This window comes from Daejeonella sp. AP26, from assembly GCF_056680515.1.
Genome location: NZ_CM155286.1, coordinates 1,959,096 through 1,986,008, shown reverse-complemented (window position 1 = coordinate 1,986,008; position 26,913 = coordinate 1,959,096). Strand labels below are relative to the sequence as shown.

Below are 26,913 nucleotides of genomic sequence, written 5' to 3'. Positions count from 1 at the left end.
TCATATTGTTTTTATTCGTCGGTTTTGCCGCCTCAGCTAAGACAATACCTGTCGGATCAGACCACTCAAATAAAACTGTAAGCGCAGGGGTTGCAGCTGCCCAAGCCGGTGATACCGTATTGGTACATGCCGGTCATTACAAAGAGAAAAACCTGGTCATCGATAAAACCATTGTTCTCAGAGGGGTAAATTACCCTGTGCTTGATGGCGAGAATAAATACGAAATCATTTCTATTACCGCTGACGCTGTTGTAGTCGACGGACTTCGGATTATCAATTCAGGCGTTTCGAATATGGACGACCTGAGCGGGATAAAGATCTATGACAGCAGAAATGTCAACATCAAAAACAATATTCTTGAAAATACTTTTTTCGGAATCTACGCCGAAAATAGCGTGGACTGCATCATTGAAAACAACCGGCTCACCGTTAAAGGTAAAGGAGAACAGCAAAACGGCAATGGGATTCATGTCTGGAAAAGTGAAGGCATGCGCATGATCGGCAACCATGTAACTGGCCATCGGGATGGCATCTATTTGGAGTTTGTGACCAACTCAATCATTTGGCGCAACACGTCGGAAAAAAACGGGCGTTACGGATTGCATTTTATGTTTTCAAATGATGATGCCTATGTTGGAAATGTGTTTAGCGATAATGGTTCCGGAGTATCTGTGATGTTCTCCCAGCGGATCAAAATGTTCAGCAATTACTTTGACGAGAACTGGGGTGACGCTGCTCATGGCATCTTACTGAAAGAAATATCTGATGGGTATTTGGAGGGCAATTACTTCACAAAAAATACAAGCGCTATCTATATGGAGGGCGCCAACCGGATCTCAATGAAGCGCAATACCTTTGTGAACAATGGGTGGGCGTTGAAGATCCAGGCAAGTTGCATGGATGTGGAACTGGAACGGAACAATTTTATTGGCAATACTTTCGATGTTGGTACGAACGGCTCGCTCGTATTAAACAGGTTTACCAATAACTATTGGGATAAATACGAAGGCTACGACCTTAATAAAGATAAAATTGGCGATATTCCCTACCGGCCGGTCAGTATGTTTTCAATGATCGTGGAAAAATACCCGACAGCTATGATCTTATTCCGGACTTTCATAACCTCCTTACTAGATAAAACCGAAAAAATATTGCCGAGCCTTACACCCGAGAATCTGAAGGATACTGCTCCGCTAATGAAGAAAGCATTTTGATTAGCAATCAGCTTTCAGCAAAGTTAAGGCAAAATAGAAGAAATCCTTTAGTAGCTAGTTAAGGCTCTGAAAGCTGATTGCTGAAAGCCTCTTACACCAACATTATGATCATTGCAACTAACATTACAAAACAGTTCGGGAAATTAAAAGCCCTCAACAATGTGTCCACTACCTGTAAAAAAGGAGAATGTATCGCTTTGATTGGCCCGAACGGTTGTGGTAAAACAACCTTAATAAAATCGATTCTGGGGATGGTGGTACCCGATAGCGGTACGATTGAATTTATGGGTAAAAATATTCGTAACGATTGGGAATACCGGGATCAGATTGGTTATATGCCACAAATAGGCAGGTATCCGGATAATATGACCATCGGCCAGGTGCTGGATATGATGAAGGACATCCGCAATAAAAAGACAGCCCTGGACGACGATCTGATTAAAGCTTTTTCTCTGCACAATCTTCTGGATAAAAGAATGCGGACCTTATCAGGAGGAACGCGCCAGAAGATAAGTGCAGCACTCGCCTTTTTATTCAATCCGGCGGTGCTTATCCTGGATGAGCCAACGGCCGGACTTGATCCCGTCTCATCAGAATTATTGAAAGATAAGATCATCGCAGAAAAGGAAAAAGGAAAACTGGTTTTAATTACCTCCCACGTATTAAGCGAACTGGACGACCTAGTTACACGGATTATCTATATGCAAGAAGGAAAATTGCTCTTCCAAAAAAGCATTGAAGATTTGAAACACCATACCGGGGAAGAAAAACTATCTAAAGCAATTGCGTGGGTGATGACGAATGAACAGTTAGCTGTGAGCAATCAATAATCAGTTTTCAGCTATTTTTTACTACTTGCACATAAATGCTCTTTATCTCAATACTAAAGTCTCATATCTCATATCTATTAAAATGAACAAGATCATAAAATATGTAATAACCGATATTCTCCGCAACCGGATTGTAATATTTTATACTTTGTTTCTTTTGGCATCTTCGTTTACCGTATTCAGTCTGGAAGATAGCAGCAGCAAAGGTCTATTGAGCTTATTAAATATTATCCTGATAGTGGTGCCCCTGGTAAGTATCATTTTTTCGACTATTTATGTGTATAACAGTGCAGAGTTTGTGGAGCTGTTGGTCAGTCAGCCCCTAAAACGAAAGACCATCTGGCTTAGTCTGTTCGCCGGCTTGGCCACCTCGCTTTCTCTTGCCTTTTTTATAGGTGTAGGTATCCCGGTTTTAATATACCAGGCCAATATGATTGGCATTACCATGATAGCGGTAGGCATTGTTCTAAGCGTTATTTTTGTGGCAATCGCGCTGCTGGCCACGGTGAAAACCAGGGATAAAGCCAAAGGCATTGGCGCGGCCATAATGCTCTGGCTTTACTTTTCAATATTATTCGATGGATTTGTATTGTTCCTGCTGTTCCAATTCGCAGATTATCCCCTTGAGAAGCCGATGATAGGGGTGAGTGCCCTTAATCCAATAGACCTGAGCCGCATACTGATTTTATTGCAGCTGGACGTTTCTGCTATGATGGGTTATACAGGAGCTGTTTTCAAAGACTTTTTTGGAACCTCTACAGGACTCATGTTTTCATTCTCGGTTTTACTTTTATGGATAGCCTTACCGGTATGGTATTCTACCCGGCAGTTTAAAACTAAAGATTTATAATTATCAAAGGTGCACTTAGAGGGTGCGCCGTTTTGGTACAGGTCTGACTGCCCGCACGGAATGAAAAGGAAGTAAACGCTTTTTGCTTGCTGCAAGGAACAGTTGTTAGAGAATTTTTGATGAAGAAGAAAGCGTAAACAGGTATGAATGTACTTTACCAAAAGGCAATGGCTAATAGACATCGTTAAAAAAAAATCGCATGAACAAATCCTTACGCAAATGGCTTACGGTTTCATTTTTAAATTTGCTGCTTGTTGCTTTCCTGGGTTTAGTTATGCGCTATAAAATTGAATTTCCGCTCCCCTTTGTAGACCAGAAATACGTTTTGCACAGCCATTCGCATTTTGCTTTTGCCGGTTGGATTACCCAAACGTTAATGATATTGCTGGTGTACAACCTTAGCTTGAAAAATGGAGAAGGGATTTTTAGGAAATACCGCTGGTTGCTGTATGCGAACCTTATTACCGCTTATGGTATGTTAGTTAGTTTCATCATCCAGGGTTACGCTTTCTACTCTATCGGTTTTTCTACACTTTCCATCGTGATTTCCTTCATTTTTGCCGCTTATTACTGGAAAGATCTGAACAGGATGAACCTGGACACGGTGAGCCATTGGTGGTTTAGAGCGGCGCTGGCTTTCAGTGTAATCTCATCCATTGGTACTTTTGGCTTGTCATACATGATGGTGACCAAAATAGTTGACCAAAACTGGCACCTGGCCATGGTTTATTTTTTTCTGCACTTTCAATATAACGGCTGGTTCTTTTTTGCGGGAATGGGTTTGTTGGTATCCAACTTAGAAAAGATAACGACGGCTGTAAAGGATCTCAAGATTGCTTTTGTGTTTTTTTGTTTTGCCTGTATCCCCGCTTATTTTTTATCTGTGTTATATATGCCGTTTGGGAATATTATTTATGGTATTGTGGTAGTTGCGGTAATAGCCCAGTTAGCAGGATGGGCCTTTATGATAAAAGTGTTTATTAAGAACAAAATCTTCATAAGCCATCAATTCTCGAAGTATGGCAAAGTACTCTTGCTGCTCTCGGCCATTGCATTTACCATAAAATTGCTCCTTCAATCCGGTTCAGTTCACCCGGAGCTCAGTCAGCTGTCTTATGGCTTCAGACCCATCGTTATCGGCTACCTTCACCTTGTTCTTTTGGCCGTGACCAGTATTTTTATTATCGGCTATATTGTTTCATTTGAATTAGTACCAGTTACCAAAATGTTGATATCAGGCACTACTGTTTTTGTGGCGGGTGTCATCATAAATGAGTTGTTGCTCATGGTGCAGGGCGTGGCAGGGCTTACCTATAACATCGTCCCCTACATCAATACCATGTTATTAATTGCGGCCCTTATCCTGTTTTGCGGCATTGCTATGATGTTTATCAGCTGCTTAAAAAGTGTTTCCAACACATCGCTGACGTTTAAGCCAGATTAACTTTTGATGCAGATTTAAGTTATTAATGCTCCCGGTTCCCCTATAAATAATGTTCCGCAGGTTTTTTAAAAACGTGGTAGTAAAGGTCGCTGTCTTATTCATTGAAGTCTGATAGATGTATAGGATAAGTGATTTTGGCAATTGTACTATTCATGCAATCTTCTGGATGACGCCGAAGGTTTTGTTTTGAATGTGACTCTCATCATTTATTCGCCGCTCATTTATTTTCTTCTTTGCCGGAGTAAAATATAATAATGATGGGTCATACATTTCATATTCCGGTTTTAGGTCTTGGTTTTTCGGTTGATACGCCTTTAAAGGTAGCCAAGTTTGGTATTTCTTCAGTTGCTTCCATTGTAGACGATATGCTGATTGAAAGAATGCGAAAATTTCACGCAGAGAAAAGAGGCGAAGGTTATATTCCCATAGAGTTAAAGGAACATGACAGCCGTGCTAAACGGATAACCGCTTATCTAAACCTGATCGATAAACTTGTACATGAAGATTTCGAGGCACTTAGAAGTTCGCCTTTTGAACCTCTTTCAGACATCACCCGTTATTTCGATCTTTTACCTGAAACCTCGGCATTAAAGTTAAAATACAAACAGATGCTTTTGGTTTCTGACCCTAACCTGAAGGCGATGTTACAGGATGTACTAAGACAAGATATAACGCCGGGTTCAATAGACGTAAATATCATGTCGAAGGTGGATAAGCTGAACTTCTCTGCTAGTAAAGAACCTTTGGCAGAAGAATACAGTGATGCGTTGGCGGCATTGCGCGGTTTTGCTCAAAGTAACCTCCGGTCATCAGTGGTACTTTCTGCAGGTATGAACCCAAGGCTTTATAGTTACCTTGAAAACTTTACCTGCTTTTTGCCATCGAAGGAAGGGTATATTGAAAAGAAGGTAATTCTAAAAGTTAGCGACTTTCGTTCTGCTTTCATTCAGGCGAAGTTTTTAGCTAAAAAAGGCTTGTGGGTGTCTGAATTCCGGATTGAATCAGGACTGAATTGCGGGGGACATGCCTTTGCTACGGATGGATTTCTATTAGGCCCGATACTCGAAGAATTTAAGGTGAAGAAAAATGAAATGATCGCAGAGCTTTACTCATTATATGAGCCTGCTTTACTTTCAAAAGGGGTTAATCTTCAATCTGTCCCTGATATGCGGATAAGCGTACAGGGAGGAATTGGAACGGCCGAAGAAAATAGCTTCCTGATGGACTATTATCAAATGGATGCAACCGGATGGGGAAGTCCATTTCTGTTGGTCCCCGAAGCCACTAACGTTGACAATGAAACAATGTCAAACCTGGTTGATGCATCGCAGGATGATTTTTATATAAGTGGTTCGTCTCCACTGGGAATACCATTTAATAATTTCCGTAAGAGTACCGCAGAATCGCAAAGGTTAGACCGGATTGCAAAGGGCCGGCCGGGAAGCCCGTGTACTAAGAAGTACCTGGTTTCTAATACAGAATTCACGCCTGCACCAATATGTACGGCTTCACGTGAATTTCAAAACCTGAAGATAAAGCAACTACAGACAGAGCAACTTCCCGAACAGGAATATAAAGAGAAATTTGAAAAGATAGTTGAAAAAATATGTTTGTGCGAGGGTCTTACCTCATCTGTTTACCATAGACATGGGCTCCTGAAACCAAAAGAAAATAAGGCTGTAGCTATTTGTCCCGGGCCTAATGTTGCTTATTTTTCAGGAATCTTTTCTCTTGATGAAATGGTGAAACACATATATGGAAAACTTAACCTGCTTCCCAAAACGCAGCGTCCCCATATGTTTATTAATGAGTTAAATTTGTATATAGAATATCTAAGAAAGGATGTTGAAACCCATATGAATGATTTGAGTGATAAGAAAGCTAAATACTTTGTCAAGTTTAAAGATCAGCTGCTGCAGGGAATAGAATATTACAGGGGACTGATCCCAGCAATCAGCAACCAGGCAGAAAACTATATGGATAAAATGAACAAGCAACTGGCGGAGGCTGAAGCAAAGCTCAGATTGCTTTACACAGATGTTGCTGCCATCAAGCAAGTCTCCTAGTTTAAAAACTAATTACGTCTTTAATTATATCTCTCTGTGATTATTTTTAAGCAATTCACTTTTGACGCCGCTCACCTCCTGCCTAATGTTCCCGAACAGCATAAATGCAGGCGGCTTCATGGCCACACCTATCACCTGACCATCTATGTAGAAGGGGAGGTGCTCGCAGATGAAGGCTGGATAATGGACTTTGGTGCTCTGAAGAAGGAAGTTAAGCCAGTGATCGATCTTGTAGACCATGCTTATCTAAATGACATTGCCGGTTTAGAGAATCCAACCGCTGAATTGTTTGCTGTTTGGCTATGGAATAAAATCAAGCCTTTGATCCCCGGCCTTAAACGAATCGAGTTGAAAGAAACACCCACGTCCGGTGTAATCTATGAAGGTTCGAAGAATTAAAAAGATCCTCAATCTGCTGGCCTGAATCTATCTTGGGTCAGCGATCCATTTGTATCATTTTATTTAAGCTTCGGCGAATCTCTTCGGTTTTCAAAGAATATTTTTCATTTTCTATTTCATCCATGGCGAGTCTATAATAAGTATTTTGATGATCCAGGCCGGAGAGATTTTCGCCATTACAAGAGCCGTTCGATTGACCTGTCAGGACTGTATTAAACCCGCTCTGGTTTATTCCACAGTAACTTCTTTCCAAACAGGACACTGTTATCCGTCATTTTGATTGTTTGGAGCTGAATGCAATACACCTTTCCCGGCTTATTGAGGGCGAAGGGAAGTCTTTTGTGGTAATAAATTTCCGGGCTTAGCTGATCAGGAAAGTCGGAGTAGAGTGCAATCCCGGTGAACTGAATGCCTTTTAGAGCAAGCACTTTTATTCTTTGAGGCAAAATGCTTCCTGCTACAATTGGATTTTTTGAAAGCAGGCCAGCGTGGAAGGTTTTTTCTGAAGATTTAAACAACAGCAGCTTATTTTTCGGATCAAAAACATAGAAACAATGGAAGCAATAAGGTTGCTTGTTTTCGTCTGTACAGCAAATTGCCGCTATCTTATTATCATTGATAAATTTTGAAATGTTTGAAGGTATGTGCTCGGGAGTGCTCATCTTATCTGCTGTTTGGTCTGCGAAGGTGGAGTGATTTTCCATCTTCCGAAATGATGTGCCTCACTAAATGGATTATATAAGATTACATATATCTTATGTCGTCCGAGGAAATTGAATACATACAACTACCTGAGTTCTGAAAACGCCTTATGAATCTTTGTTCAGGTTATTCTGACTGCCTTACATGAGTACTGGTTTAGAGGTTATTCACCAAGGAAGAGCAGGTTTGAAATAAGGTATAACGTATTTTTTTTTGCTATTTTAGTGTGACAGCCCCGGTAAATCTTTTAATGAATGATCCGGATCACAAAATCGTCAAACTGTGATCATTCTGATTGAGGTTTTCAACAAGCATCTTTGATGCAGTTAAAGAATCAAATATGGCGGTTACCACTTCCTTTATAACCAATTGCTATCATTGTGGCACCGAATGCGAGGATACTCGTTTTCATATAGAAGAAAAAAAGTTTTGCTGCGCTGGCTGTCAGGGTGTCTTTCAGATATTAAATTCCAATAATCTTTGTAATTACTACCTTTATAACGATAATCCTGGTCAAAGTAAACCAGCTCAGAGTAAGCATTTCGAGTATCTTGATGAGCCTTCGATCATCACACAGCTGGTTGATTTCACCGACCAGGATCTGACCGTCATTACTTTTTATATTCCTGCTATTCACTGCAGTTCGTGTATCTGGTTACTCGAGCACTTACATAAGCTGGATCAGGCAGTTGTTAATTCGAGGATAGACTTTCTTAAAAAAGAAGTATCTGTCACTTTTCGCCATACAGAACTTTCTTTACGTCAGCTGGTTGAGCTGCTTTGTTCAATCAACTATGAGCCTTCAATTTCCTTACAGGACGTCGTAAAAGAGAAAAAGAATTCAGTTAACCGGGATCTTATCAAGAAGATTGCGGTGGCCGGATTCTGCATGGGAAACGTAATGCTTTTTAGTTTTCCGGAATATTTCGGGTTATCATCTTTTGATGAAAATTTCAAACAACTGTTTACCTGGCTTAACCTTGCTTTTGCCATTCCGGTAACTTTCTATAGTGGACGTGATTTTTTCACATCGTCATGGGCGGGGTTGAAAAACAAAATGTTCAACCTTGACACACCACTGGCACTGATCATCGCAGTTTTATTTTTAAGAACTGCATTTGAGGTGATCACGCAAACCGGTCCGGGCTTTACTGATACGCTCAGCGGGTTGGTTTTTTTATTGCTCATGGGCAGATGGGTAAAGCAAAGAACCTACTATCATTTATCATTCGAACGGGATTATCGTTCGTATTTTCCGGTAGCAATTACGGTGATAAGAAAAGGTGCCGAAAAGCCTTTAGCTATCAACGAGCTACATGTTGGCGACAGAATACTTATCCGAAATAACGAGATCATACCGGCTGACAGTATTCTGATGAAAGGCGAGGGGTATATTGATTTTAGTTTTGTAACCGGTGAATCAGCTCCGGTTCAAAAAGTAATGGGCGAGATTGTCTATGCGGGGGGACGTCAAATGGGCGAGGTAATCGAATTGGAAGTTGTTAAGCCGGTCTCTCAGTCGTATTTAACGCGTTTGTGGAACAATGAGACTTTTGGAGCCTCCGATAATCGTATAAAGAATTTCAACGACAGTATCGCCAAATACTTCAGCATTGTAGTCTTTTTCCTGGCCATAGGTTCTGCAGGCTATTGGATGTCTGTTGATGATACCGCAAAAGCCTGGGGCGCGTTTACGGCCATCCTGATTGTTGCCTGTCCGTGTGTGTTGGCATTAAGTACTCCATTTACTCTTTCTGCTGTACTGGGTATTTTTGATAAGAATCGCTTTTTTCTGAAAAATACCGATGTAGTGGAGCAGTTGGCCAGAATAGATACCCTGGTGTTTGACAAAACCGGTACTATTTCATCCCCCGATGCTGTAAATCTTTCGTTTTCGGGTGACTTATCCAGCATTGATAACAACCGGATAGCTTCCCTGGCGCGCAGTTCCACGCATCCACTGAGCAGGGAAATTGTAAAATGGCTAAGTGCGAATGCTTTCTCTGATGTTGTGGATTACCGCGAGATTGCTGGTAAAGGTATTTCCGGATTTGTGGATGGGCATGCAATTCTGATAGGCAGTAGCTTATTTGTAGGGTTGACTAACGGGATTAACGAAAATTCTTCCACCGTGCATGTCGCAATTGATGGAGACTACCGGGGCTTTTTCCAGGTAAAGCAACAATGGCGTACCGGGTTGAAGAACTTTATTTCAAAGCTAAAGGATAAATTTAATTTCCATTTAATCTCCGGAGATAACGAGAATGACCGGGAGGCGCTAACTGCAATTTTTCCCGAGGGCACATCTATTAACTTTACTCAAAGTCCGCAACATAAGCTGGAGTATGTTAGAAGCCTCCAAAGCTCGGGCAATATGGTTATGATGCTGGGTGATGGCCTGAATGATGCCGGCGCTTTAAAGCAAAGTAATTTAGGAGTGGCTGTGACTGACGACATAAACAACTTTACACCGGGATGTGATGCAATTTTAGATGGTGCATCTTTTGAAAAAATTCCTCAATTTATTCGCCAATCGAAATACGCGATTAAAACGATTAGGAGAAGTTTTATGATCTCTGCGTCTTATAACTTAGTTGGGGTCTATTTCGCTGTTCAGGGAACGCTTTCACCATTAACGGCTGCCGTGCTGATGCCGATAAGCACCGTTACAATTATTGCCTTCACCAGCCTGGCAACCCATTATTATGCACGCAAAAACTCGTTAAAATGAATATAATCTATTTTCTAATTGGCTGCAGTATTATTATGGCGCTATTTTTTTTGGCTGCTTTCTTCTGGGCATTGAAGGACGGGCAGCATGATGATATGCACACCCCTGCAATTCGTATCCTTTTCGATGACGATAAGCCCGATGAAAAAGCGTAAGCGTATTGAAAAATGATGAAGATCACATTTCAATAAAGCTCACATCATCCGAGTCTGAACGCCTTGAATCTATTTTTACACCGGAAACAATACTACTTTACTTTTATGCTTGAGAAATTCAATTACGACAACAAGATTGTGCGCAACTTTGGTATTGCTACAATTGTATGGGGTGTCATTGGGATGACCGTAGGTCTCATTATAGCCCTGCAACTTATAATTCCAGCGATGAACTTCGGTTCTCAGTATACAACTTTCGGCCGGGTAAGGCCCCTGCATACTAATGCTGTAATTTTTGCTTTTGTGGGGAATGCCATTTTTATGGGTGTTTACTATTCGCTGCAGCGCCTGCTAAAAGCCCGGATGTTTAGCGATAAGTTAAGTAAGATCCATTTCTGGGGATGGCAATTGGTTATTGTAATGGCAGTCATTACCCTTCCTTTAGGTTTAACCACCTCCCATGAATATGCAGAGCTGGAGTGGCCTATTGATATTCTTTTAACCATCATTTGGGTAGTGTTCGGTTGGAACATGTTCGGTACCATTATTAAGCGACGGGAACGGCATATGTATGTGGCTATCTGGTTTTACATTGCCACTTTTGTTACTGTAGCAGTGCTTCACATCGTGAATTCGGTGCAGCTGCCTATTTCCTTTTTTAAAAGCTATTATGTTTATGCAGGTGTTCAGGACGCACTTGTGCAGTGGTGGTACGGGCATAATGCGGTAGCTTTCTTTTTGACCACACCGTACCTGGGAATGATGTACTACTTCCTTCCGAAAATGGCTAACCGGCCTGTATATTCTTATAAACTGAGCATACTACATTTTTGGTCGTTAATTTTTATCTATATATGGGCCGGACCTCACCATTTGCTTTATACCTCATTACCAGGCTGGGCCCAATCACTTGGTATTGTTTTTTCAATTATGCTGATTGCTCCGAGCTGGGGTGGTATGATCAATGGCTTGCTGACTCTTCGCGGTGCGTGGGACAAGGTACGTGATGATGCCATTCTTAAGTTCATGGTGGTTGGTTTGACCGCGTACGGAATGGCCACCTTTGAAGGCCCTATGCTTTCATTTAAGGAGATCAACGCGATAGCGCACTTTTCTGATTGGATTGTCGCTCACGTTCACGTAGGCGCTTTAGGATGGAATGGATTTTTAACATTCGCTATTCTTTATTGGCTGATCCCAAGAATCTACCAGACTGAGTTGTACTCCAAAAAAATGGCTTCCTTTCACTTCTGGGTTGGAACGCTGGGCATTCTGTTCTATGCCGTACCAATGTATTGGGCGGGTTTTACCCAAGGGCTAATGCTGAAAGAATTCACACCCGAAGGCCTGTTGAAATATCCAAGTTTCCTGTCAACAACACTTCAGATCATTCCGATGCACGCGTTAAGGGCTATAGGCGGCGCCTTATACCTGGCCGGTGTTATAGTAATGACCTGGAACCTTTACAAGACCATGGCAGGCGGTAAATTATTGTCGAATGAACCTGCGGAGTCAATGGCTCTTACTAAAGAGTTCACCCCCCATTCTTCTGAAAAAACGATACACCGGACTTTAGAGCGCCGTCCTATTCAGTTTATGGTGCTTGCGTTAATTGCAATTTTGATTGGTGGAATGGTCGAGATGATGCCAACCTTTATGATATCGTCAAATATTCCTACCATCTCGAGTGTAAAACCATATAGTCCGCTTGAACTTCAGGGACGGGATATTTATTTACGTGAAGGATGTGTTAACTGCCACTCGCAGACTGTACGTCCATTCCGTTCGGAGACAGAACGTTATGGCGAATACAGTAAAGCAGGGGAGTTTGTATACGACCACCCGTTCCTTTGGGGATCAAAAAGGACTGGTCCGGATCTTCATCGTCAGGGTGGCAAGTATTCGAATGCATGGCATTTCAACCATATGTTCGATCCAACTACTATGTCTCCTGGAAGTATAATGCCTCCTTATCCATGGTTAATTGATCAGAAACTAGATACAACAACCACTGCTTCCAAGATAAGGGCCATGCAAACGCTGGGTGTTCCATATGCGGAAGGCTATGCCGAGACTGCGAATAAAGATCTGCGTGAGCAGGCGGAACTTATTTCTCAAAGCTTGTCGCGCGATAATATTAAAGTGCAAAGTGACCGTGAGATCATAGCCATCATAGCATACTTACAGCGCCTTGGCACCGATATTAAAGTAGGAAAAACAGCGAATAATTAAGAAATCGTTAAACAATAACAGATACCAAACAACAAGCCATGTTCAAGCAGTTCGTAGATAAAATGACAGGGAACGATATCTATCTGATCACCTCCCTGCTGATATTCTTTATTTTCTTTGTCGCAGTAGCGGCGTTACTGATCAAAATGAATAAGAATCATATCGCTTATATGAGGAACCTTCCGTTAAATGAAGATCAAAAAGACGAGACGTATGAAAAAGCTTAACTACTTCCTGGTCTTTTTACTGATGACGTCTCCCGCATTTGCGCAGGAGACGACTAAAGCTGTAGCTACAGGCAATAATAGGTATGTAACGATACTCGTTGTTGTTTTCCTTGCTGTTGCCATCTTGTTGCTGGCTTTTGCCTTCGTATTGCTCAATACCTTTAACATTCTTTCAAAAGAGTTGTCGGCTCCCAGTCAGTCACCAGTTGTACAAACGGTTAAAAAGCTGGAGTATGAGGAATGGGCTGCTATTGAGAAGAACAAGCCCAGTATTTTTAATAAACTACTGGGTCTCAGACCGATAGAAGAGGAGCATGATCTGCTTATTGAACATGAATTTGATGGCATTAAAGAGCTTGACAATCCTGTGCCCGGGTGGTTTAATTTCTTGTTTTACGGTAGCATCGCTGTGGGCATCATGTATTTTATTACATACCACGTTGCAGATTGGGGACCATCGCAGGAACAGGAATATGTGACTGAGATGAAAGCAGCAGACGAACAGAAAAAACTTTACCTGTCTAATTCGGCCAATAAATTAGATGAAAACACCGTAGTGATAAGCACTGAAGCTCCGGTGATATCAAGTGGTAAGGCGGTATATAGTGCAAATTGCGTGGCTTGTCACGGTGACAAAGGGCAAGGTACGGTTGGTCCGAACCTGACAGACGAATATTGGTTGCACGGTGGAAAGATCAATAATGTGTTTAAAACCATCAAATACGGTGTGCCGGAGAAAGGAATGATCTCCTGGGAGAAAACTTTGAGTCCAAAGCAGATTTCGGAGGTAGCTAATTACATCATGACATTAAAAGGAACTAATCCAGCTAATGCAAAAGCTGCTCAGGGTGAAAAAGAGAGTTAGATTAAATTACTATCAGGTGGGAGCTTGTAAAGTTGTCATTAAGCTGAATGCTTAAGGCAAATAAAAAATAAGATGGAAGAAGCAGGAGTAAGGTTGGATAAAATAAAAAATCCGGAAGGTACAGGGCGACAATGGATCTACCCTAAACTAGTTAAAGGGAAATTATATCAATATCGCAACATAACAAGCTGGGTACTTCTTGCCCTGCTCTTCGCCGGCCCTTTTTTAAGAATCAACGACGAGCAGCTCATCCTTTTTAATATCCTCGAAAGGAAGTTCGTTTTCTTTGGTGTAGTATTCTGGCCACAGGACTTTTACCTGTTTGTAGTAGCCATGCTTATCTTCCTGGTATTTGTAGTGCTGTTTACCGCTGTATTCGGGCGGGTATGGTGCGGATGGGCCTGCCCGCAGACCATCTTCATGGAAATGGTCTTTCGAAAGATTGAAGTATTGATTGAAGGGGATGCAATAAAACAAAGAAGGCTGGATGCTTCGCCACTTAGTGCTGAAAAGGTTTTCAAGAAAGGGCTTAAACATTTCATTTTTCTCTTCATATCGTTTTTTATTGCGAATACTTTTCTGGCGTATATCATCAGCACGGAAAGCTTATTGGAGATCATCAGGCAGCCTGTTAGTCAGCATGTCACTGGATTTATCGCGATCGTTATCTTCACTTTGCTATTCTACATTGTATTTGCATATGTACGAGAGATTGTTTGTACGGTGATCTGCCCGTACGGTCGACTTCAGGGGGTGCTGTTAGACAAGCAGAGCATGATTGTCGGTTACGACTATCAGCGTGGCGAACCAAGAGGGAAAATCAATAAAGGGAATGAGCATCTGCATGGGGATTGTGTAGATTGCAATTTGTGCGTTCAGGTGTGTCCAACGGGCATCGATATACGCGAGGGAACTCAGCTTGAGTGCATCAACTGTACGGCCTGCATTGATGCGTGCGATATGGTGATGACCAAAGTAAATCGCCCTATAAGGCTTATTGGGTTTAAATCGGAAGAGGAGATCACCACAGGTAAGCCTTTTAAAATTAGTAAGCGATTATATGCTTATTCGGCTATTTTACTGGTTATGATTACCGCATTAGCTACCCTGTTAATAAGAAGGACGGATGTCGAGACGACACTGCTGCGAGCAGCAGGCACGTTATACCAGTTACGCGAGGATGGGACAGTGAGCAATCTCTATAATGCAGAAATCATTAATAAAACGAATCACAATATTGATCTAAAGATTGTACCTGCAGATCCGCAGGTAAAGATTGAATACATTCAAAAAGCAGAAACTTTAGACAAAGGCCAGAGTAATAAAATTACGTTTTTTATCGTACGCCCGCAAAAAGGAGTGGAGAAGTATAAATCAGATATCGAGTTGAATGTCATTTCCGGAGAACAGGTAATTGAAAAACTGGAGACAACGTTTATTGCGCCGCCAAATTTTTAACGTATGAACTGGGGAACAAAAGTAATTATTGGAATGGCGATGTTTATGGTTTTCATACTTGCTATGGCAACTAAGATGGTGATTGAGGGGGGAGACGATGATCTGGTTGAGAAAGACTATTATGAAAAAGGCCTGGCTTACGACAAAGTGTACGATCTAAAAACATTGGCTGTTAAGGATTCTTTGATTCCTGATTTCAAGGTGAATGAGGAAGGCCTCCTTGTTTTATTTAAGTCGCCATCAAAGTATAAACTAGTTTGTAAACGTCCGTCTGATTCGAACCTGGACCAGGTGTTTGAAGAAAAGATGAATGAAGTAATCAGTTTTGTTGTTCCGGCAAGCAAATTGAAAAAAGGTCCCTGGAATCTGATTATTGAATTTAGCAGTAATGGTAAAGAGTATATGGTCGAACGTGAAATGACAATGCCATGAATGGAAACGCACTTGCTTTCTTTACCGGTTTATTCGGAAGTTTACACTGTGTAGCAATGTGCGGACCGCTTGTAATGTCGTTGCCGCTTTCGCAATACTCTGTTTGGTTTGCACTTATTCAACGCTTGTTATACCAGGCGGGGAGGATTTTGACATATATGGCCTTCGGACTCTTGTTTGGTTTGATTGGTCAGAATTTCAATCTTTTAGGCTGGCAACAAGGCATCAGTATAATAACAGGTGTCATTTTAATTATCATCGCCTTTACTCATTTTTCAAAGAAGAGGATCACTACTTTCGAACGGTTTCAGTTAAAATTAATTGGGCCGTTAGCTAACCGGATGGGAAAACTCCTGGTGAAGCCTTACGGTGGCTTCTTTGCGGGAATGTTAAATGGCATTTTACCCTGCGGGATGGTTTATCTCGCATTAGCAGGAGCTGTTAACTCTAATTCAGTTATCGGAGGGGCGGAGTTCATGTTTTTCTTTGGTCTGGGAACCACTCCACTGATGCTTACCGCCGCAGTCGCGGGATTATTTTTCAGAAGATGGGCGCAACTTCGTTTTTCAAAGGTTCTGCCGTATTTAACACTTTGCATGGGAATCTGGTTTCTGTTGCGTGGCGCTGAACTTGATATTCCTTTTTTATCTCCAAGAATACCTCTTACTACGGAAGGGGCAATTTGTCGGGTGGATTAGGCTAATCGCTTCCAATTGCTTTACGCCAATTTTTAGTGCTGACTACGAATTTTGAATTATCTATTAGTCGTTATCTCAAGAGTGCCTTTCAAGCTGTTATGGAATGGCTCGCCTAGTTTACTGCACTTCAAGCACTTAGATGGTGCATTTTAATTAGTGCATTTTATTTTATAAATTAAGTACTAAGTTTCGACCTCCGGTTAATTGCATAAAAAACCTTGAGATTTTAGATTCAAACTTATAGTAAAAATTGAGGCTATGGAAGCGCACCTTGAAGAAATCAGAGAACAGCAAAAAGAATCATGGAACAAGTTTTCCCAGGGCTGGAAAAAATGGAATGAACTTACTATGGATTTTTTAAAGCCCCATGGCGATGAAATCATAAAGCTTTTGCAGCTAGGGGAAGGTGATTTGGTACTTGACGTTGCTTCTGGTACAGGAGAGCCCGGACTGACAATTGCGTCCATGTTAAAGACGGGTAAGGTGGTCAGTACTGATTTATCTGAAGGTATGCTGGAGGTTGCGCGTGAAAATGCCGCACTGCGTGGAATTGAAAATTTTGAAACTATAGTAACTGATGTTTCTAACCTGCCATTTGAAGACAACACTTTTGATGCAATCAGTTGTCGTTTCGGTTATATGTTTTTCCCGGATATGTTTCAGGCAACAAAGGAAATGGTGCGTGTTTTGAAGCCGGGGGGACGAATAGCTACCTCGGTGTGGGATGTACCTGAAAAAAACTTCTGGGTAACAGGTTTTATGGGCATCATCAATGAAAATATGGAACTTCCGCCACCGGTACCTGAAGCACCGGGTATGTTCAGATGCTCTGAAAACGGCTTAATTGCCCATTTGTTCAGACAGGCTGGCTTGACGAACATAGTTGAGACCGAGGTAAGGGGAAAGCTAATTGCCGGATCTGTGGACCAATATTGGAATATGATGACCGAAATTGGTGCTCCGATAGTTGCAGCCCTTAGTAAAGCTGATGACTCGTTAAGAGACAAAATAAAAACAGAGGTTTTTGAAATGATAACTCAAAGATATCCTGACGGTAATGTCGCTTTTGATTCGGGATCGCTAATCTTTTTTGGCGAAAAACCCTGATCAGATACGCAATTATAAATAGAGAGCTGGCTAGGAGGAGATCTTATCCAGCTCTCTATTTAAAAACTCTTGCAGTACGATCCCATGGTTATGTTTTTCATCCTTTGAAGCATAGAGCAGAGTTACTGTATTATGAGATTGTATCAGTTCCAGTATTTTTGAGGTAAGCTCAGAACTCTTTAATTCGGTTTCATATGCCTTTGAAAATGCCACCCACTTCTCGTCCATATGTTCGAACCATCTGCGTAGTTTAGTTGATGGAGCAATTTCTTTCATCCACTTGTCGATGTGGGCTTTTTCTTTGGTTAATCCCCGCGGCCATAATCTATCAATCAGAATTCGAAAGCCATCTTGTTCTGCAGGGGGGGCGTAGATACGTTTAAGATTGACCTTAGACATAATCAAAGTTCTTAACTACCTAATGGATACTTGTAAATGGGTTATTACGATAGTGCTCAATCTTAAATTCAAACATCTGTGCCATTTTTTCTGCTCGCCAGATTGCTTCTGTTGCCTTTTGTCCGCTAAAAAGTTCGTTAACAGTTTGGGTAAACAAGGTCATCCATTCTTTAAAATGCGAGTGATCTACCGGTAATTTAGCATGCGGTTGAAATGGGCTTCCAGAGTATGTCTGCTCGTCTAGCAAAACAGTCTGCCAGAAGCGGTACATTTTTTCAAGATGTTCAGGCCATCGGTCTTGGATACGCTCATTAAAAATTGGTGACAGTAAAGCATCATTCCGAATTTTGTCGTAGAAAGTGTCAACCAATGTCTTAACATCTTCCAACGTTAATATATCCTGTTGCTCGTGCATTTTATAGATTTTTAGATGAGATGATGGCCACAATTATCCCGCCATACTAAATAGCTGTTTAGTTGGTTCGTTCGCATACAAACGTGCGTCAAGAGCCATGCAAATGTTTCTGAGGAATCGTTTCCCTAAGGGAGTCACGGTTAATGAATTTGGTGTTAGTTCTGCTAAACCATCTTTAACCAGTTCCTGCATTCTTTCCAGTCCTTCCAACAGCGCCTCGCATATATCAGAACTATCATTCCAGGTTGTGGTACCAGCACACATTAAATTTAGGATATGTTTGCGAATAATAAGATCCTCGTCAGTTAAAACATGGCCCTTGAAAATAGGGAGTATACCATTGTTTATGAGTTCCATATAATCTTCCACCTTTTTAACATTTTGAGCGAACGCAAACCATGTATCGCTGATTGAAGAAACCCCTAAAGAGAGCATCAGGCGGGTGTAATGATGGGTATATCCCATAAAGTTCCGATGGAGTTTTCCGGACTGCTCTGCCATGTAAAGACTGTCAGATTTTAACGCAAAATGATCCATTCCGATCTCTTCGTAACCAATTTGTGTGAACATCCTGCGCCCCAGTTCGTATAATTTTTGCTTGGCTTCAACAGAGGGCAGATGCTCTTCGGTATACCTGCGCTGCCCTGGCTTAATCCAGGGAACATGGGCGTAACTATAAAAAGCGATTCGATCAGGTAAAAGTTTTATGACTTGATTCACAGTACTCTCTAATCCTTCTATTGTTTGCAATGGAAGGCCGTATATCAAATCATAATTTATTGATGTATAACCGATTCTCCTGGCCTTATCTGTCACTGATTGGACCTGCTCAAAGCTTTGCATCCTGTTGATTACAAATTGAACTTTGCGGTCGAAATCTTGAATGCCTAAACTTAATCTCCTGAAGCCGAGATTATATAATGTTTGAAGGTGCTCTTCAGTCGTATTATTGGGGTGTGCTTCGAAACTAAATTCTGCATCTGTATGGATCGTTGCTTTAGACAGTAAACCTTTAAGCAGCTTTTGAAGATTCTGATGACTGAAAAATGTGGGAGTACCGCCTCCCAGATGTATTTCTTTTATCAGCGGTTTCCTTTCAAGAATGTTGCAATATAAGGCCCATTCGGCTAATACTGCACCGATATAAGGTTCCTCTACCTGGTGATTCTTCGTGATGCGCGTATTACATCCGCAATAGGTACATAAACTTTCGCAGAAGGGCAGATGGACATATAAACTGATGCCATCAGTATTATTGGTTTGTTTAAAAGATAATTGAATTGATTTAATCCATTCGTTTACTTCCGGTGGCTCTGTATTCCAGTATGGTACCGTTGGATAGCTGGTATAACGAGGAGCGGGAACATTGTATTTATCAATAAGATGCTGGACGTCCATTAAATAGTAATTATGAAATTTGTAATCAGGGTATTAAGCACAAGCTTTGCCCGAGGAACTGTTTTTCTGCCACTGATCGAGATTGCAAATCGTTTGCAATGCAATTTCATGCAAAGCTTCGACTGTTAAATAGGCCTGATGTGGGGTAACAATTACATTGGGGTGCATTACAAGCTGTTCAAGCAATGGATCTTTAATTTTATCGGGATTATTAACGCCAAAAAGTTCCTTCTCGTGTTCATAAACATCTAGTCCCAGGTAGCCAATCTTACCACTGTTTAATGCCTTCAAGGCCTCGTTTGTATTGATCAGGCCACCTCTGCTTGTATTAATCAGCATAACTCCTTTTTTCATTTTTGCGATAGCCGATTCATCGATTAAATGATGAGTGTCGGCAGTCAGTGGGAGGTGTAATGAAATGATGTCGGATTCACGGAGCAGGGTATCCAGACCAACTGCCTTACTTTGAGTTGCTTTTGTTAGGGAAGAACTATCATAACTCAAAATTTTACAGCCAAACCCTTTGAAAATAGATGCTGTCGCAAGTCCAGTATGACCAAATCCGATGATGCCCACTGTTTTTCCGTGAAAATTAAAGCCCGGATTTTCATTAATTGAAAAATCATATTTACGGGTATGATCAACTGCTGGGATCAGTTTTCGGCTGAGAGCAAGTGCCAGGGTGACAGCAAACTCTGCGATAGCTTCCGGAGAGTATGCAGGAATATTTGCAATTTTTATATGCCTTTTTTCGGCTTGCACCAAATCGATGTGTTCGGTGCCTACGGATCGTGTGGCAATATATTTAATTCCCATGTCGGCCAGTTTGTTTATAACAGGGGCCGACAAATCATCGTTTGTAAAGACGACAACGGCATCCTTACCTTCAGCATAGAGGGCTGTTTGCAAATTTAAAGGATTCGATATTAAAGTAATATCGTGCTTCCTCTGGTTTGCCTTAGCCAGAAGTTCCTTTTCGAAGTTTTTAATACTGTATGCAACAACTCTCATCTCAGCAGATTATTTCTTCAAATCTACTGGTAGGCGTGCTTACTTGCTATGTGTGAGGTCAGATAGAAATGTGATGCTTGTCAGTTTTTCATTTTCTGCAATTTCGTCATATCAAGAATATCGATATTACTGCCTTTTTTTTCGATAATGCCTTCTTCTTTAAAATCGCTTAAAGTACGGCTTACCGTTTCGGTGGCCATACCGGCCATCGCCGCCAGATCTTCTCTTGAAACTCGCAAAGTTGTATTATTGGGCTCCGACTGTGACGCGAGTCTTAGAAGTGTTTGCGCCATGCGCTTTCTGACAGAATGATAGGCAAGCTGTAAAAGTTGCTCTTCTTTCTCTATTAAATTGTTTGAAAGTATTTTGATAAACTGTCTTCCGACATCTGCATACTTATTTAGAATTTGTTCGATTATGTCCTTCGGTATCAGGCAGATGGTAGTATCTTCTATGGCCTCCGCAGTTTCGTTGTATGACTCATTTGATAAAAGCGCCTGGATGCCGAGGTATTCTTCCGGTCCGTACATGCCGGTAAGTAGTTCCCGCCCGTCAGAGCTTAATTTAATCGCCTTTACCTTGCCAGAAATGATCAGATAAATACCGGCGGCCACGTCTCCTTCGTAGTAAATGATTTGCCTTTTCTTAATCAGCCGGATTTTTCGCTCAGCAATGATCTTTTTCAATTCAATGATGCCATTGCCCTGTGAAGCAAATAAATTAAGATCTTCTAATGATTTACTATAAAAAGCCTTTTGCTGATCTTTTTTATGAAGCCTGCTTTCTATTGCATTGAGCAACTCCATATCATCAAATGGTTTCGTAAGGTAATCGTCAGCACCCATCTCCATGCCTTTCCTCATATCAAGCCGTTCTGCCTTAGCAGTAAGGAAAATAAAAGGTATTGAAGCAGTTTTTGGGTTTTTATTCAATAGGTACAAAACGCCGTAACCGTCCAGCTCTGGCATCATTATATCGCAAAGGATTATATCAGGGAAGTGTTTATGAGCTAAATCAACTCCTTTTTTTCCATTCTCAGCAGTAATTACATTGTAATTTGCCAACTCAAGAATCTCCGCAGTGCTTTCGCGGATATCATCATTATCCTCAATGATTAAAATATTAGTTTTCATCCTTGTGGGAAAAGGTTATAGTGAAGAAAGTACCTTTATTCTGAGTGCTTTCGAAGGTTATATGGCCATTCATCAGGCGAGTGTACCTGGCAACAATATTTAGACCTAATCCGGTTCCTGGAATATTACCGGTATTGTGAGCCCGGAAGAAAGGCTGAAACAGATATTTTTGATCACTGTCAGGAATGCCTATACCGTTATCTTTTATTGTTATCGAACAGTTTGTATCCGTTATCTCGGTGTTGAATTCAATGAAGGTGTTTTCGCCGGAATATTTAATAGCGTTTGCTATCAGATTGATGACACAGTTTTTAAGGAGGTTCTGATCTAGAATGACTTTGCTGCTTAAGCCGGTATGCTGATAAATAATGCTTTGGTTTTGCTTAGCAATCAGCTGCATCTCTTCGGTTATTTCTTCAGAAAGTTTAACCAGGTCAAATTTACTGACGGAAGCCTGTGTTTTTCCAGCTTCTAGTTTTTCCAGGGATAAGAAATCATTCAGAATTCCGGTTAAGTTGCCAACCGAATTCTTAATCTTATTGACATGCTTGACGATATTCGCGTTATCGAAATTTTGAGCATATCTCTCAATCAGCGAAGCCGACAACTGTACAGAGCTTAATGGTGTACGAAACTCATGGGAAGCCATGGAAACAAAACGGCTTTTGAGCTGATTAAGCTCTTTCTCCTTTTCAAGAGAAATGCTGACTTCTTCTTTGGCCGTTTCTAAAGCCTCCACCATACTGCGTAAAGTCGCTGTTCGGTCTTCCACCAGCTTCTCCAGTTCGAGGGCGTAATTTTTAATTTTTTCTTCCGCTTCTTTCTCTTTAGTGAGATCATGAATAAATCCTGCATAAACAACTGCATTTTCCAATCTGACTTCACTTACAGCTAAACGAAAAGGGAAAATTATACCGTCTTTGGTTAAGCCCTGCACTTCGCGGCCAATGCCGATAATATGCGGCTCATTAGTGCGCTGATAACGCGCCAGATACTCATCATGCTGGTCGCGATATGGGTTTGGCATTAATACTTTAACATTTTTGCCAATCACTTCATCAGGAGTATAGCCAAAAAGCTCACAGGCTGCAGGGTTTATAGAATCTATTAGTCCTTGTTTGTTGATAGTTATTATACCATCGATTGCATTCTCAATAATCGAATTTAATAAAGCGGCATCGTTCATTCCCTGCAAATTTATATTTTTTTAGCAGGATCGGTAGTTAAAGAATTAACTATGGGCAACTTATTAATTTGACGGAATCGTTTTAGTATATTATAGGAACTTTCAACAGTCCAAGATTTCTATGTTCCAGACAAATGTTGATCAATTCATAACCGTTTAAAAACAGCAATTATGAATATTTTAAAAAATCTACAATTCAGCGAACAAAAGCCATCCACGTTAGTCGTAAGTAACTCAGAAAAACAGATGACAATTGCGATAGGATTAATGCAGGGGCAAGTACTAAAAAAACACCTAAGTGCTACTCCAGCTTTGATCATTGTGTTGAAAGGGTCGATTCTATTTCAAATGGAGCGGAACACGACCGTAATTACTGAGCTAGACACGCTAGAAATTCCCGCCTCCGTGCCTCATGAGGTGACAGGCCTGGAAGAAAGCATTTTTCTATTGATTAAAGACAAAGTGTAGACCTTTCGTTAGGATTGTTTCAAACGTTTTGTTTTCCCGTTTCCAGTAATTCTACGCACTGCCGGGCAATTTCAAGCTCTTCATTTGTTGGGATGACAAGGATTCTGACTTTAGATTTTTTATCACTGATGTCTCTCAATTCTCCGGAGCGTATATTATTCTTTTCAAGATCAGGTATAATTCCCAAAAAGTCTAAATTTTCACAAATTCGCTTTCGCATGCTGATATCGTTTTCTCCAACTCCTGCAGTAAAAACGATAGCATCGAGACCATTAAGAGAAGCTGCATAAGCACCAATATATTTTTGAATACGGTATGCATACACCTCACTTGCTAATTCTGCTTCATCGTCGCCATTTTTAATTGCACTTTCAATATCACGCATATCGCTGAAGCCTGTCATGCCGAGCATGCCACTTCTTTTATTCAGTAATGTATTTACCTGTTCCGGGTCATAGCCTAACTGATTGATGAGATGAAAGATGATGGACGGGTCGATATCTCCGCTTCTGGTGCCCATTACAAGGCCGCTCAACGGGCCGAATCCCATAGTTGTATCTATCGATCTGCCACCCTTTACAGCAGCCATACTGCAGCCGTTCCCCAGGTGAATAGTGATGAGCTTTGCATCAGGTTTTTCAAGATATGAGATAGCTTGCTCGGTAACATATTTGTGGCTGGTACCGTGAAAGCCATATGACCTGATCCTCAAATCAGTGTAGTAAGATTTCGGAATAGCGTAACGATATGCTTTTTCTGGCATTGTCTGATGAAAAGAAGTGTCAAAGACGGCAATTTGTTTTGCGCTTGTGAAGATCTTTTCTGCAACGTCAATGCCCATGTAATTCGCGGGATTATGTAAGGGAGCTAAGGGAAATAGCTTTTTTATCTTATCCTTTATTTCTTCGCTTATGAAGGTGGTAGCGGCGAACGCTTCGCCTCCATGCACCACACGATGCCCGACAGCGTAAATTTCTTTCGGATCTTTGATCACCCCGATGTTAGGATCCGTTAGCAGGCTCAATACCTCGTTTAAGCCTTCTTCATGACCTGCAAGCTCGAGAGTTTTTTCTACTAAATACTCCTTCCCTTCAATGAACCCCTTATGTTTGATAAACGAGTTTTCATGCCCTATGCGTTCAATTAAGCCGCTGCATACAGGCTTTTCAAAAGGCATCTTAAATAATTGATATTTAATGGAACTGCTTCCTGAGTTAATTACAAAAATATTCATGGATGTGCGTAATAAAATAGTGTACTCCTGCTTGCGGTACTTGCTAGCTTTCCTGACATTGAATGGCTGTTATTATCACCGTATTAAAAATATCGTCAACAGTACAACCGCGACTAAGATCGTTTACAGGCTTATTTAAACCCTGTAACATCGGACCAATGGCCAGCGCCCCTGTTTCACGTTGAACGGCCTTGTATGTATTGTTTCCCGTATTCAAATCGGGGAAGATCAGCACGCTTGCTTTTCCGGCCACTTCTGAATTCGGCATCTTTTGACTACCAACGGCAGGATCAACTGCTGCGTCGTATTGAATGGGTCCTTCAACTTTAAGATCCGGACGTTTTTGCTTTACAATTTCTGTGGCACGACGCACTTTCTCTACATCTTCGCCTTCTCCGGAGGTACCAGATGAGTAGGAGAGCATAGCTATACGAGGTTCAATGCCAAACCGCTGACTACTCTCCGCCGAGGAGATGGCAATTTCCGCCAATTGCTCAGCTGTAGGGTTTGGATTAACGGCACAATCTCCAAAAACCGATACCCGGTCAGGCAGGCACATGAAAAATACGGATGATACGACAGAAACTCCCGGCTTAGTTTTCAGAAATTGTAAAGCGGGCCTTATTGTGTGCTGTGTTGTATGTGCTGCACCAGAAACCATCCCGTCTGCATGACCTTTGAAAACCATCATAGTTCCAAAATAAGATACATCAGTCATCAAATCTCTAGCCATCTCCATAGTAACGTTCTTGTTTTTGCGCAATTCATACAGCGTTTCTACATAGTCGTGGTAGTATTCAGAATCTGCCGGATCAACAATGCGGATCTTGTTTAAGTCAAGATTCAACCCGAGTCGCTTTACAGATGTAGCAATTTCATTTGGATCACCCAAAATGGTAAGATCCACAATTTCCTGATTTATCAATCTTGCTGTTGCCCGTAAAATCCGATCATCGTTTCCCTCGGGTAGAACAATGTGTTTTTTTGCGCTTTTAGCCCATTTGGTCAGCTGATATTGAAACATATGGGGTGTAATCCCCTCAGGTTTGAAAGTAATAATCTTATCCTCTAGAGACTGCATGTCCACATATTTTTCAAAAGTATTGATGGCCAGCTCAATCTTCTTGGTATTATCCGGTGTGATTTTAGATTGAATAGCTCCAAGCTGTGTAGTAGTTTGAAAGGTGCCGGTTTTTACTGATATGATGGGAACCACAGTTTGGAGTCCATCAATAAGCCGGATGATCGGTTCCTCCGGCTCTGATCCGGCGGTCAAAACTATTCCAGCAATTTTAGGGTAGCTGGTGGAAAGGTTAGCCTGCAGCGCGCAGATGATAATATCACCTCTATCACCCGGGGTAACAATTAAAACGTTTTCTGCAATATGATTTAGAAAGTTGGGTACTTGCATTGCCCCGGTGATAAAATTATCTACTTTGTTAGAAAGAGATTCTTCACCGAACAAGAGTTTACCGCCCAAATTTTCGTGTATCTCTTTCATGGTAGGACTCTGCAGACTCTTATCCATGGGAATGACTGCCAGTATGATTCCTTTGGTAAGTTGGGTAGCCAGCAACTCTTTCACATCGTTTATTTGCTCTTCATTCACCTTATTAGCTACCACAGCCAGAACCTGTACTTCGCGATGCTCAAAACTGCGTGTAAGGCTGAGTACAGAGTTAACAATCTGGGCTGTCGTTTTTCCGGAACCTGAAATGACAATAATAGCCGGGGCACTGAGGTTTTTCGCAATTGCAACATTCGCTTCAAACTCGAAGGCTATTCCGTCGCCCAAAAAATCACTCCCCTCAATAACAGTAAAGTCATAGTTTTCCTCAAGCTTTTTATACTTGTTAATGATTATGTCAATCATCTCACCCTGGCCAGCGTTCTCAAGGCGGTGCAAAGCCTCCTGGCGGTTAAACGCATAAGTATCATCATAACTCATTGGAAGATCAAAGTAGGTCATTATAGTCTCTATATGAACGTCCTTCTTGCCTTTTACATCTTCATTGATAATGGGTTTGAAATATCCGATCTTTTGCGCTTTACCAAGCAGCATATTAACAAGCCCTAAAGCGATTATGGATTTTCCACAGTGAGGTTCGGCCGAAGCGATAAAAATACTTTTAGTCATGCATATAGGGTTGCTGTAAAAGAAGTTAATCTTTTACAATTGTAAGAATGTAAAACTTATTTTATCAAGAACATATTACTGTGCCAAATACTTTAAGTCCCTTTATTATTGGTAAATCGACA

Annotated in this window: 25 protein-coding genes; 16 read left to right on the top strand and 9 right to left on the bottom strand. The window is 41.3% G+C overall.

Annotation, left to right across the window (positions count from 1 at the left end):
• Positions 1-5: 5 nt before the first annotated feature.
• The 6 genes from AC1MCB_RS08545 to queD all read left to right on the top strand — a co-directional run bounded on the left by AC1MCB_RS08545 (position 6) and on the right by queD (position 6,803).
• Positions 6-1,214, top strand: coding sequence for a nitrous oxide reductase family maturation protein NosD (locus AC1MCB_RS08545; RefSeq protein WP_479968327.1), 1,209 nt, complete (start codon positions 6-8; stop codon positions 1,212-1,214).
• 104 nt (positions 1,215-1,318) lie between these two features.
• The gene (locus AC1MCB_RS08540) at positions 1,319-2,044 is read left to right on the top strand and encodes an ABC transporter ATP-binding protein (protein ID WP_479968326.1); all 726 of its coding nucleotides are present in this window, start codon (positions 1,319-1,321) and stop codon (positions 2,042-2,044) included.
• Between the two features lie 82 nt (positions 2,045-2,126).
• Positions 2,127-2,894 (top strand): ABC transporter permease subunit, encoded by a 768-nt coding sequence (locus tag AC1MCB_RS08535; RefSeq protein ID WP_479968325.1) that lies wholly within the window; start codon positions 2,127-2,129, stop codon positions 2,892-2,894.
• Positions 2,895-3,093: 199 nt separating this feature from the next.
• Positions 3,094-4,338, top strand: a complete 1,245-nt coding sequence (locus tag AC1MCB_RS08530) for a hypothetical protein (protein ID WP_479968324.1) — start codon at positions 3,094-3,096, stop codon at positions 4,336-4,338.
• A gap of 257 nt (positions 4,339-4,595) precedes the next feature.
• On the top strand, positions 4,596-6,404 hold the full coding sequence (locus AC1MCB_RS08525; RefSeq protein ID WP_479968723.1) for a hypothetical protein: 1,809 nt from the start codon (positions 4,596-4,598) through the stop codon (positions 6,402-6,404).
• A gap of 36 nt (positions 6,405-6,440) precedes the next feature.
• The gene (queD, locus tag AC1MCB_RS08520; RefSeq protein WP_479968323.1) at positions 6,441-6,803 is read left to right on the top strand and encodes a 6-carboxytetrahydropterin synthase QueD; all 363 of its coding nucleotides are present in this window, start codon (positions 6,441-6,443) and stop codon (positions 6,801-6,803) included.
• A 212-nt stretch (positions 6,804-7,015) separates the two neighbouring features.
• On the opposite strand, the gene AC1MCB_RS08515 is transcribed toward queD, so the two are convergent.
• Positions 7,016-7,507, bottom strand: coding sequence for a hypothetical protein (locus tag AC1MCB_RS08515; protein WP_479968322.1), 492 nt, complete (start codon positions 7,505-7,507; stop codon positions 7,016-7,018).
• A gap of 293 nt (positions 7,508-7,800) precedes the next feature.
• Between AC1MCB_RS08515 and AC1MCB_RS08510 the strand changes: the two genes are divergently transcribed.
• From AC1MCB_RS08510 to AC1MCB_RS08470, 9 genes are all read left to right on the top strand, one after another.
• Positions 7,801-10,236 (top strand): heavy metal translocating P-type ATPase, encoded by a 2,436-nt coding sequence (locus tag AC1MCB_RS08510; RefSeq protein ID WP_479968321.1) that lies wholly within the window; start codon positions 7,801-7,803, stop codon positions 10,234-10,236.
• Positions 10,233-10,391 (top strand): cbb3-type cytochrome oxidase assembly protein CcoS, encoded by a 159-nt coding sequence (gene ccoS, locus AC1MCB_RS08505; RefSeq protein WP_479968320.1) that lies wholly within the window; start codon positions 10,233-10,235, stop codon positions 10,389-10,391. Before AC1MCB_RS08510 ends, ccoS begins: the two co-directional genes overlap by 4 nt.
• 105 nt (positions 10,392-10,496) lie before the next feature.
• Positions 10,497-12,623 (top strand): cytochrome-c oxidase, cbb3-type subunit I, encoded by a 2,127-nt coding sequence (ccoN, locus tag AC1MCB_RS08500; RefSeq protein ID WP_479968319.1) that lies wholly within the window; start codon positions 10,497-10,499, stop codon positions 12,621-12,623.
• Between the two features lie 38 nt (positions 12,624-12,661).
• On the top strand, positions 12,662-12,850 hold the full coding sequence (locus AC1MCB_RS08495) for a hypothetical protein (protein ID WP_479968318.1): 189 nt from the start codon (positions 12,662-12,664) through the stop codon (positions 12,848-12,850).
• Positions 12,837-13,715 carry a cbb3-type cytochrome c oxidase N-terminal domain-containing protein gene (locus AC1MCB_RS08490; RefSeq protein WP_479968317.1) on the top strand — a complete coding sequence of 293 codons (879 nt, stop codon included), beginning with the start codon at positions 12,837-12,839 and terminating at the stop codon, positions 13,713-13,715. The genes AC1MCB_RS08495 and AC1MCB_RS08490 overlap by 14 nt, the downstream gene beginning before the upstream one ends.
• A 72-nt stretch (positions 13,716-13,787) precedes the next feature.
• Positions 13,788-15,173, top strand: a complete 1,386-nt coding sequence (ccoG, locus tag AC1MCB_RS08485; RefSeq protein ID WP_479968316.1) for a cytochrome c oxidase accessory protein CcoG — start codon at positions 13,788-13,790, stop codon at positions 15,171-15,173.
• 3 nt (positions 15,174-15,176) lie between these two features.
• Positions 15,177-15,605, top strand: a complete 429-nt coding sequence (locus AC1MCB_RS08480) for a FixH family protein (protein ID WP_479968315.1) — start codon at positions 15,177-15,179, stop codon at positions 15,603-15,605.
• Complete coding sequence (locus AC1MCB_RS08475) at positions 15,602-16,303, top strand: sulfite exporter TauE/SafE family protein (RefSeq protein WP_479968314.1); 702 nt, start codon at positions 15,602-15,604, stop codon at positions 16,301-16,303. Before AC1MCB_RS08480 ends, AC1MCB_RS08475 begins: the two co-directional genes overlap by 4 nt.
• Before the next feature lie 258 nt (positions 16,304-16,561).
• The gene (locus tag AC1MCB_RS08470) at positions 16,562-17,410 is read left to right on the top strand and encodes a class I SAM-dependent methyltransferase (RefSeq protein WP_479968313.1); all 849 of its coding nucleotides are present in this window, start codon (positions 16,562-16,564) and stop codon (positions 17,408-17,410) included.
• A gap of 30 nt (positions 17,411-17,440) precedes the next feature.
• Here the strand turns inward: AC1MCB_RS08470 and AC1MCB_RS08465 are convergent, their stop codons facing one another.
• The 6 genes from AC1MCB_RS08465 to AC1MCB_RS08440 all read right to left on the bottom strand — a co-directional run bounded on the left by AC1MCB_RS08465 (position 17,441) and on the right by AC1MCB_RS08440 (position 22,952).
• The gene (locus tag AC1MCB_RS08465; RefSeq protein WP_479968312.1) at positions 17,441-17,809 is read right to left on the bottom strand and encodes a DUF488 domain-containing protein; all 369 of its coding nucleotides are present in this window, start codon (positions 17,807-17,809) and stop codon (positions 17,441-17,443) included.
• Positions 17,810-17,828: 19 nt separating this feature from the next.
• On the bottom strand, positions 17,829-18,224 hold the full coding sequence (locus AC1MCB_RS08460) for a group III truncated hemoglobin (RefSeq protein ID WP_479968311.1): 396 nt from the start codon (positions 18,222-18,224) through the stop codon (positions 17,829-17,831).
• 33 nt (positions 18,225-18,257) lie between these two features.
• On the bottom strand, positions 18,258-19,622 hold the full coding sequence (gene hemN, locus AC1MCB_RS08455) for an oxygen-independent coproporphyrinogen III oxidase (RefSeq protein WP_479968310.1): 1,365 nt from the start codon (positions 19,620-19,622) through the stop codon (positions 18,258-18,260).
• Between the two features lie 33 nt (positions 19,623-19,655).
• Positions 19,656-20,633, bottom strand: coding sequence for a 2-hydroxyacid dehydrogenase (locus AC1MCB_RS08450; protein WP_479968309.1), 978 nt, complete (start codon positions 20,631-20,633; stop codon positions 19,656-19,658).
• Between the two features lie 80 nt (positions 20,634-20,713).
• Positions 20,714-21,766: a response regulator gene (locus AC1MCB_RS08445; protein ID WP_479968308.1), complete on the bottom strand. Its 1,053-nt coding sequence runs from the start codon at positions 21,764-21,766 to the stop codon at positions 20,714-20,716.
• Positions 21,756-22,952 carry a PAS domain-containing sensor histidine kinase gene (locus AC1MCB_RS08440; RefSeq protein WP_479968307.1) on the bottom strand — a complete coding sequence of 399 codons (1,197 nt, stop codon included), beginning with the start codon at positions 22,950-22,952 and terminating at the stop codon, positions 21,756-21,758. The genes AC1MCB_RS08445 and AC1MCB_RS08440 overlap by 11 nt, the downstream gene beginning before the upstream one ends.
• 171 nt (positions 22,953-23,123) lie before the next feature.
• Here AC1MCB_RS08440 and AC1MCB_RS08435 point away from each other — a divergent pair, with 171 nt between their 5' ends.
• On the top strand, positions 23,124-23,420 hold the full coding sequence (locus AC1MCB_RS08435; protein WP_479968306.1) for a cupin domain-containing protein: 297 nt from the start codon (positions 23,124-23,126) through the stop codon (positions 23,418-23,420).
• A 19-nt stretch (positions 23,421-23,439) separates the two neighbouring features.
• Here AC1MCB_RS08435 and AC1MCB_RS08430 read toward each other — a convergent pair whose 3' ends face one another.
• The gene (locus AC1MCB_RS08430; protein ID WP_479968305.1) at positions 23,440-24,654 is read right to left on the bottom strand and encodes an acetate/propionate family kinase; all 1,215 of its coding nucleotides are present in this window, start codon (positions 24,652-24,654) and stop codon (positions 23,440-23,442) included.
• A 43-nt stretch (positions 24,655-24,697) separates the two neighbouring features.
• A complete protein-coding gene (gene pta / locus AC1MCB_RS08425) occupies positions 24,698-26,791 on the bottom strand; it encodes a phosphate acetyltransferase (protein WP_479968304.1) in 2,094 nt (697 codons plus the stop codon).
• Between the last annotated feature and the right edge of the window lie 122 nt (positions 26,792-26,913).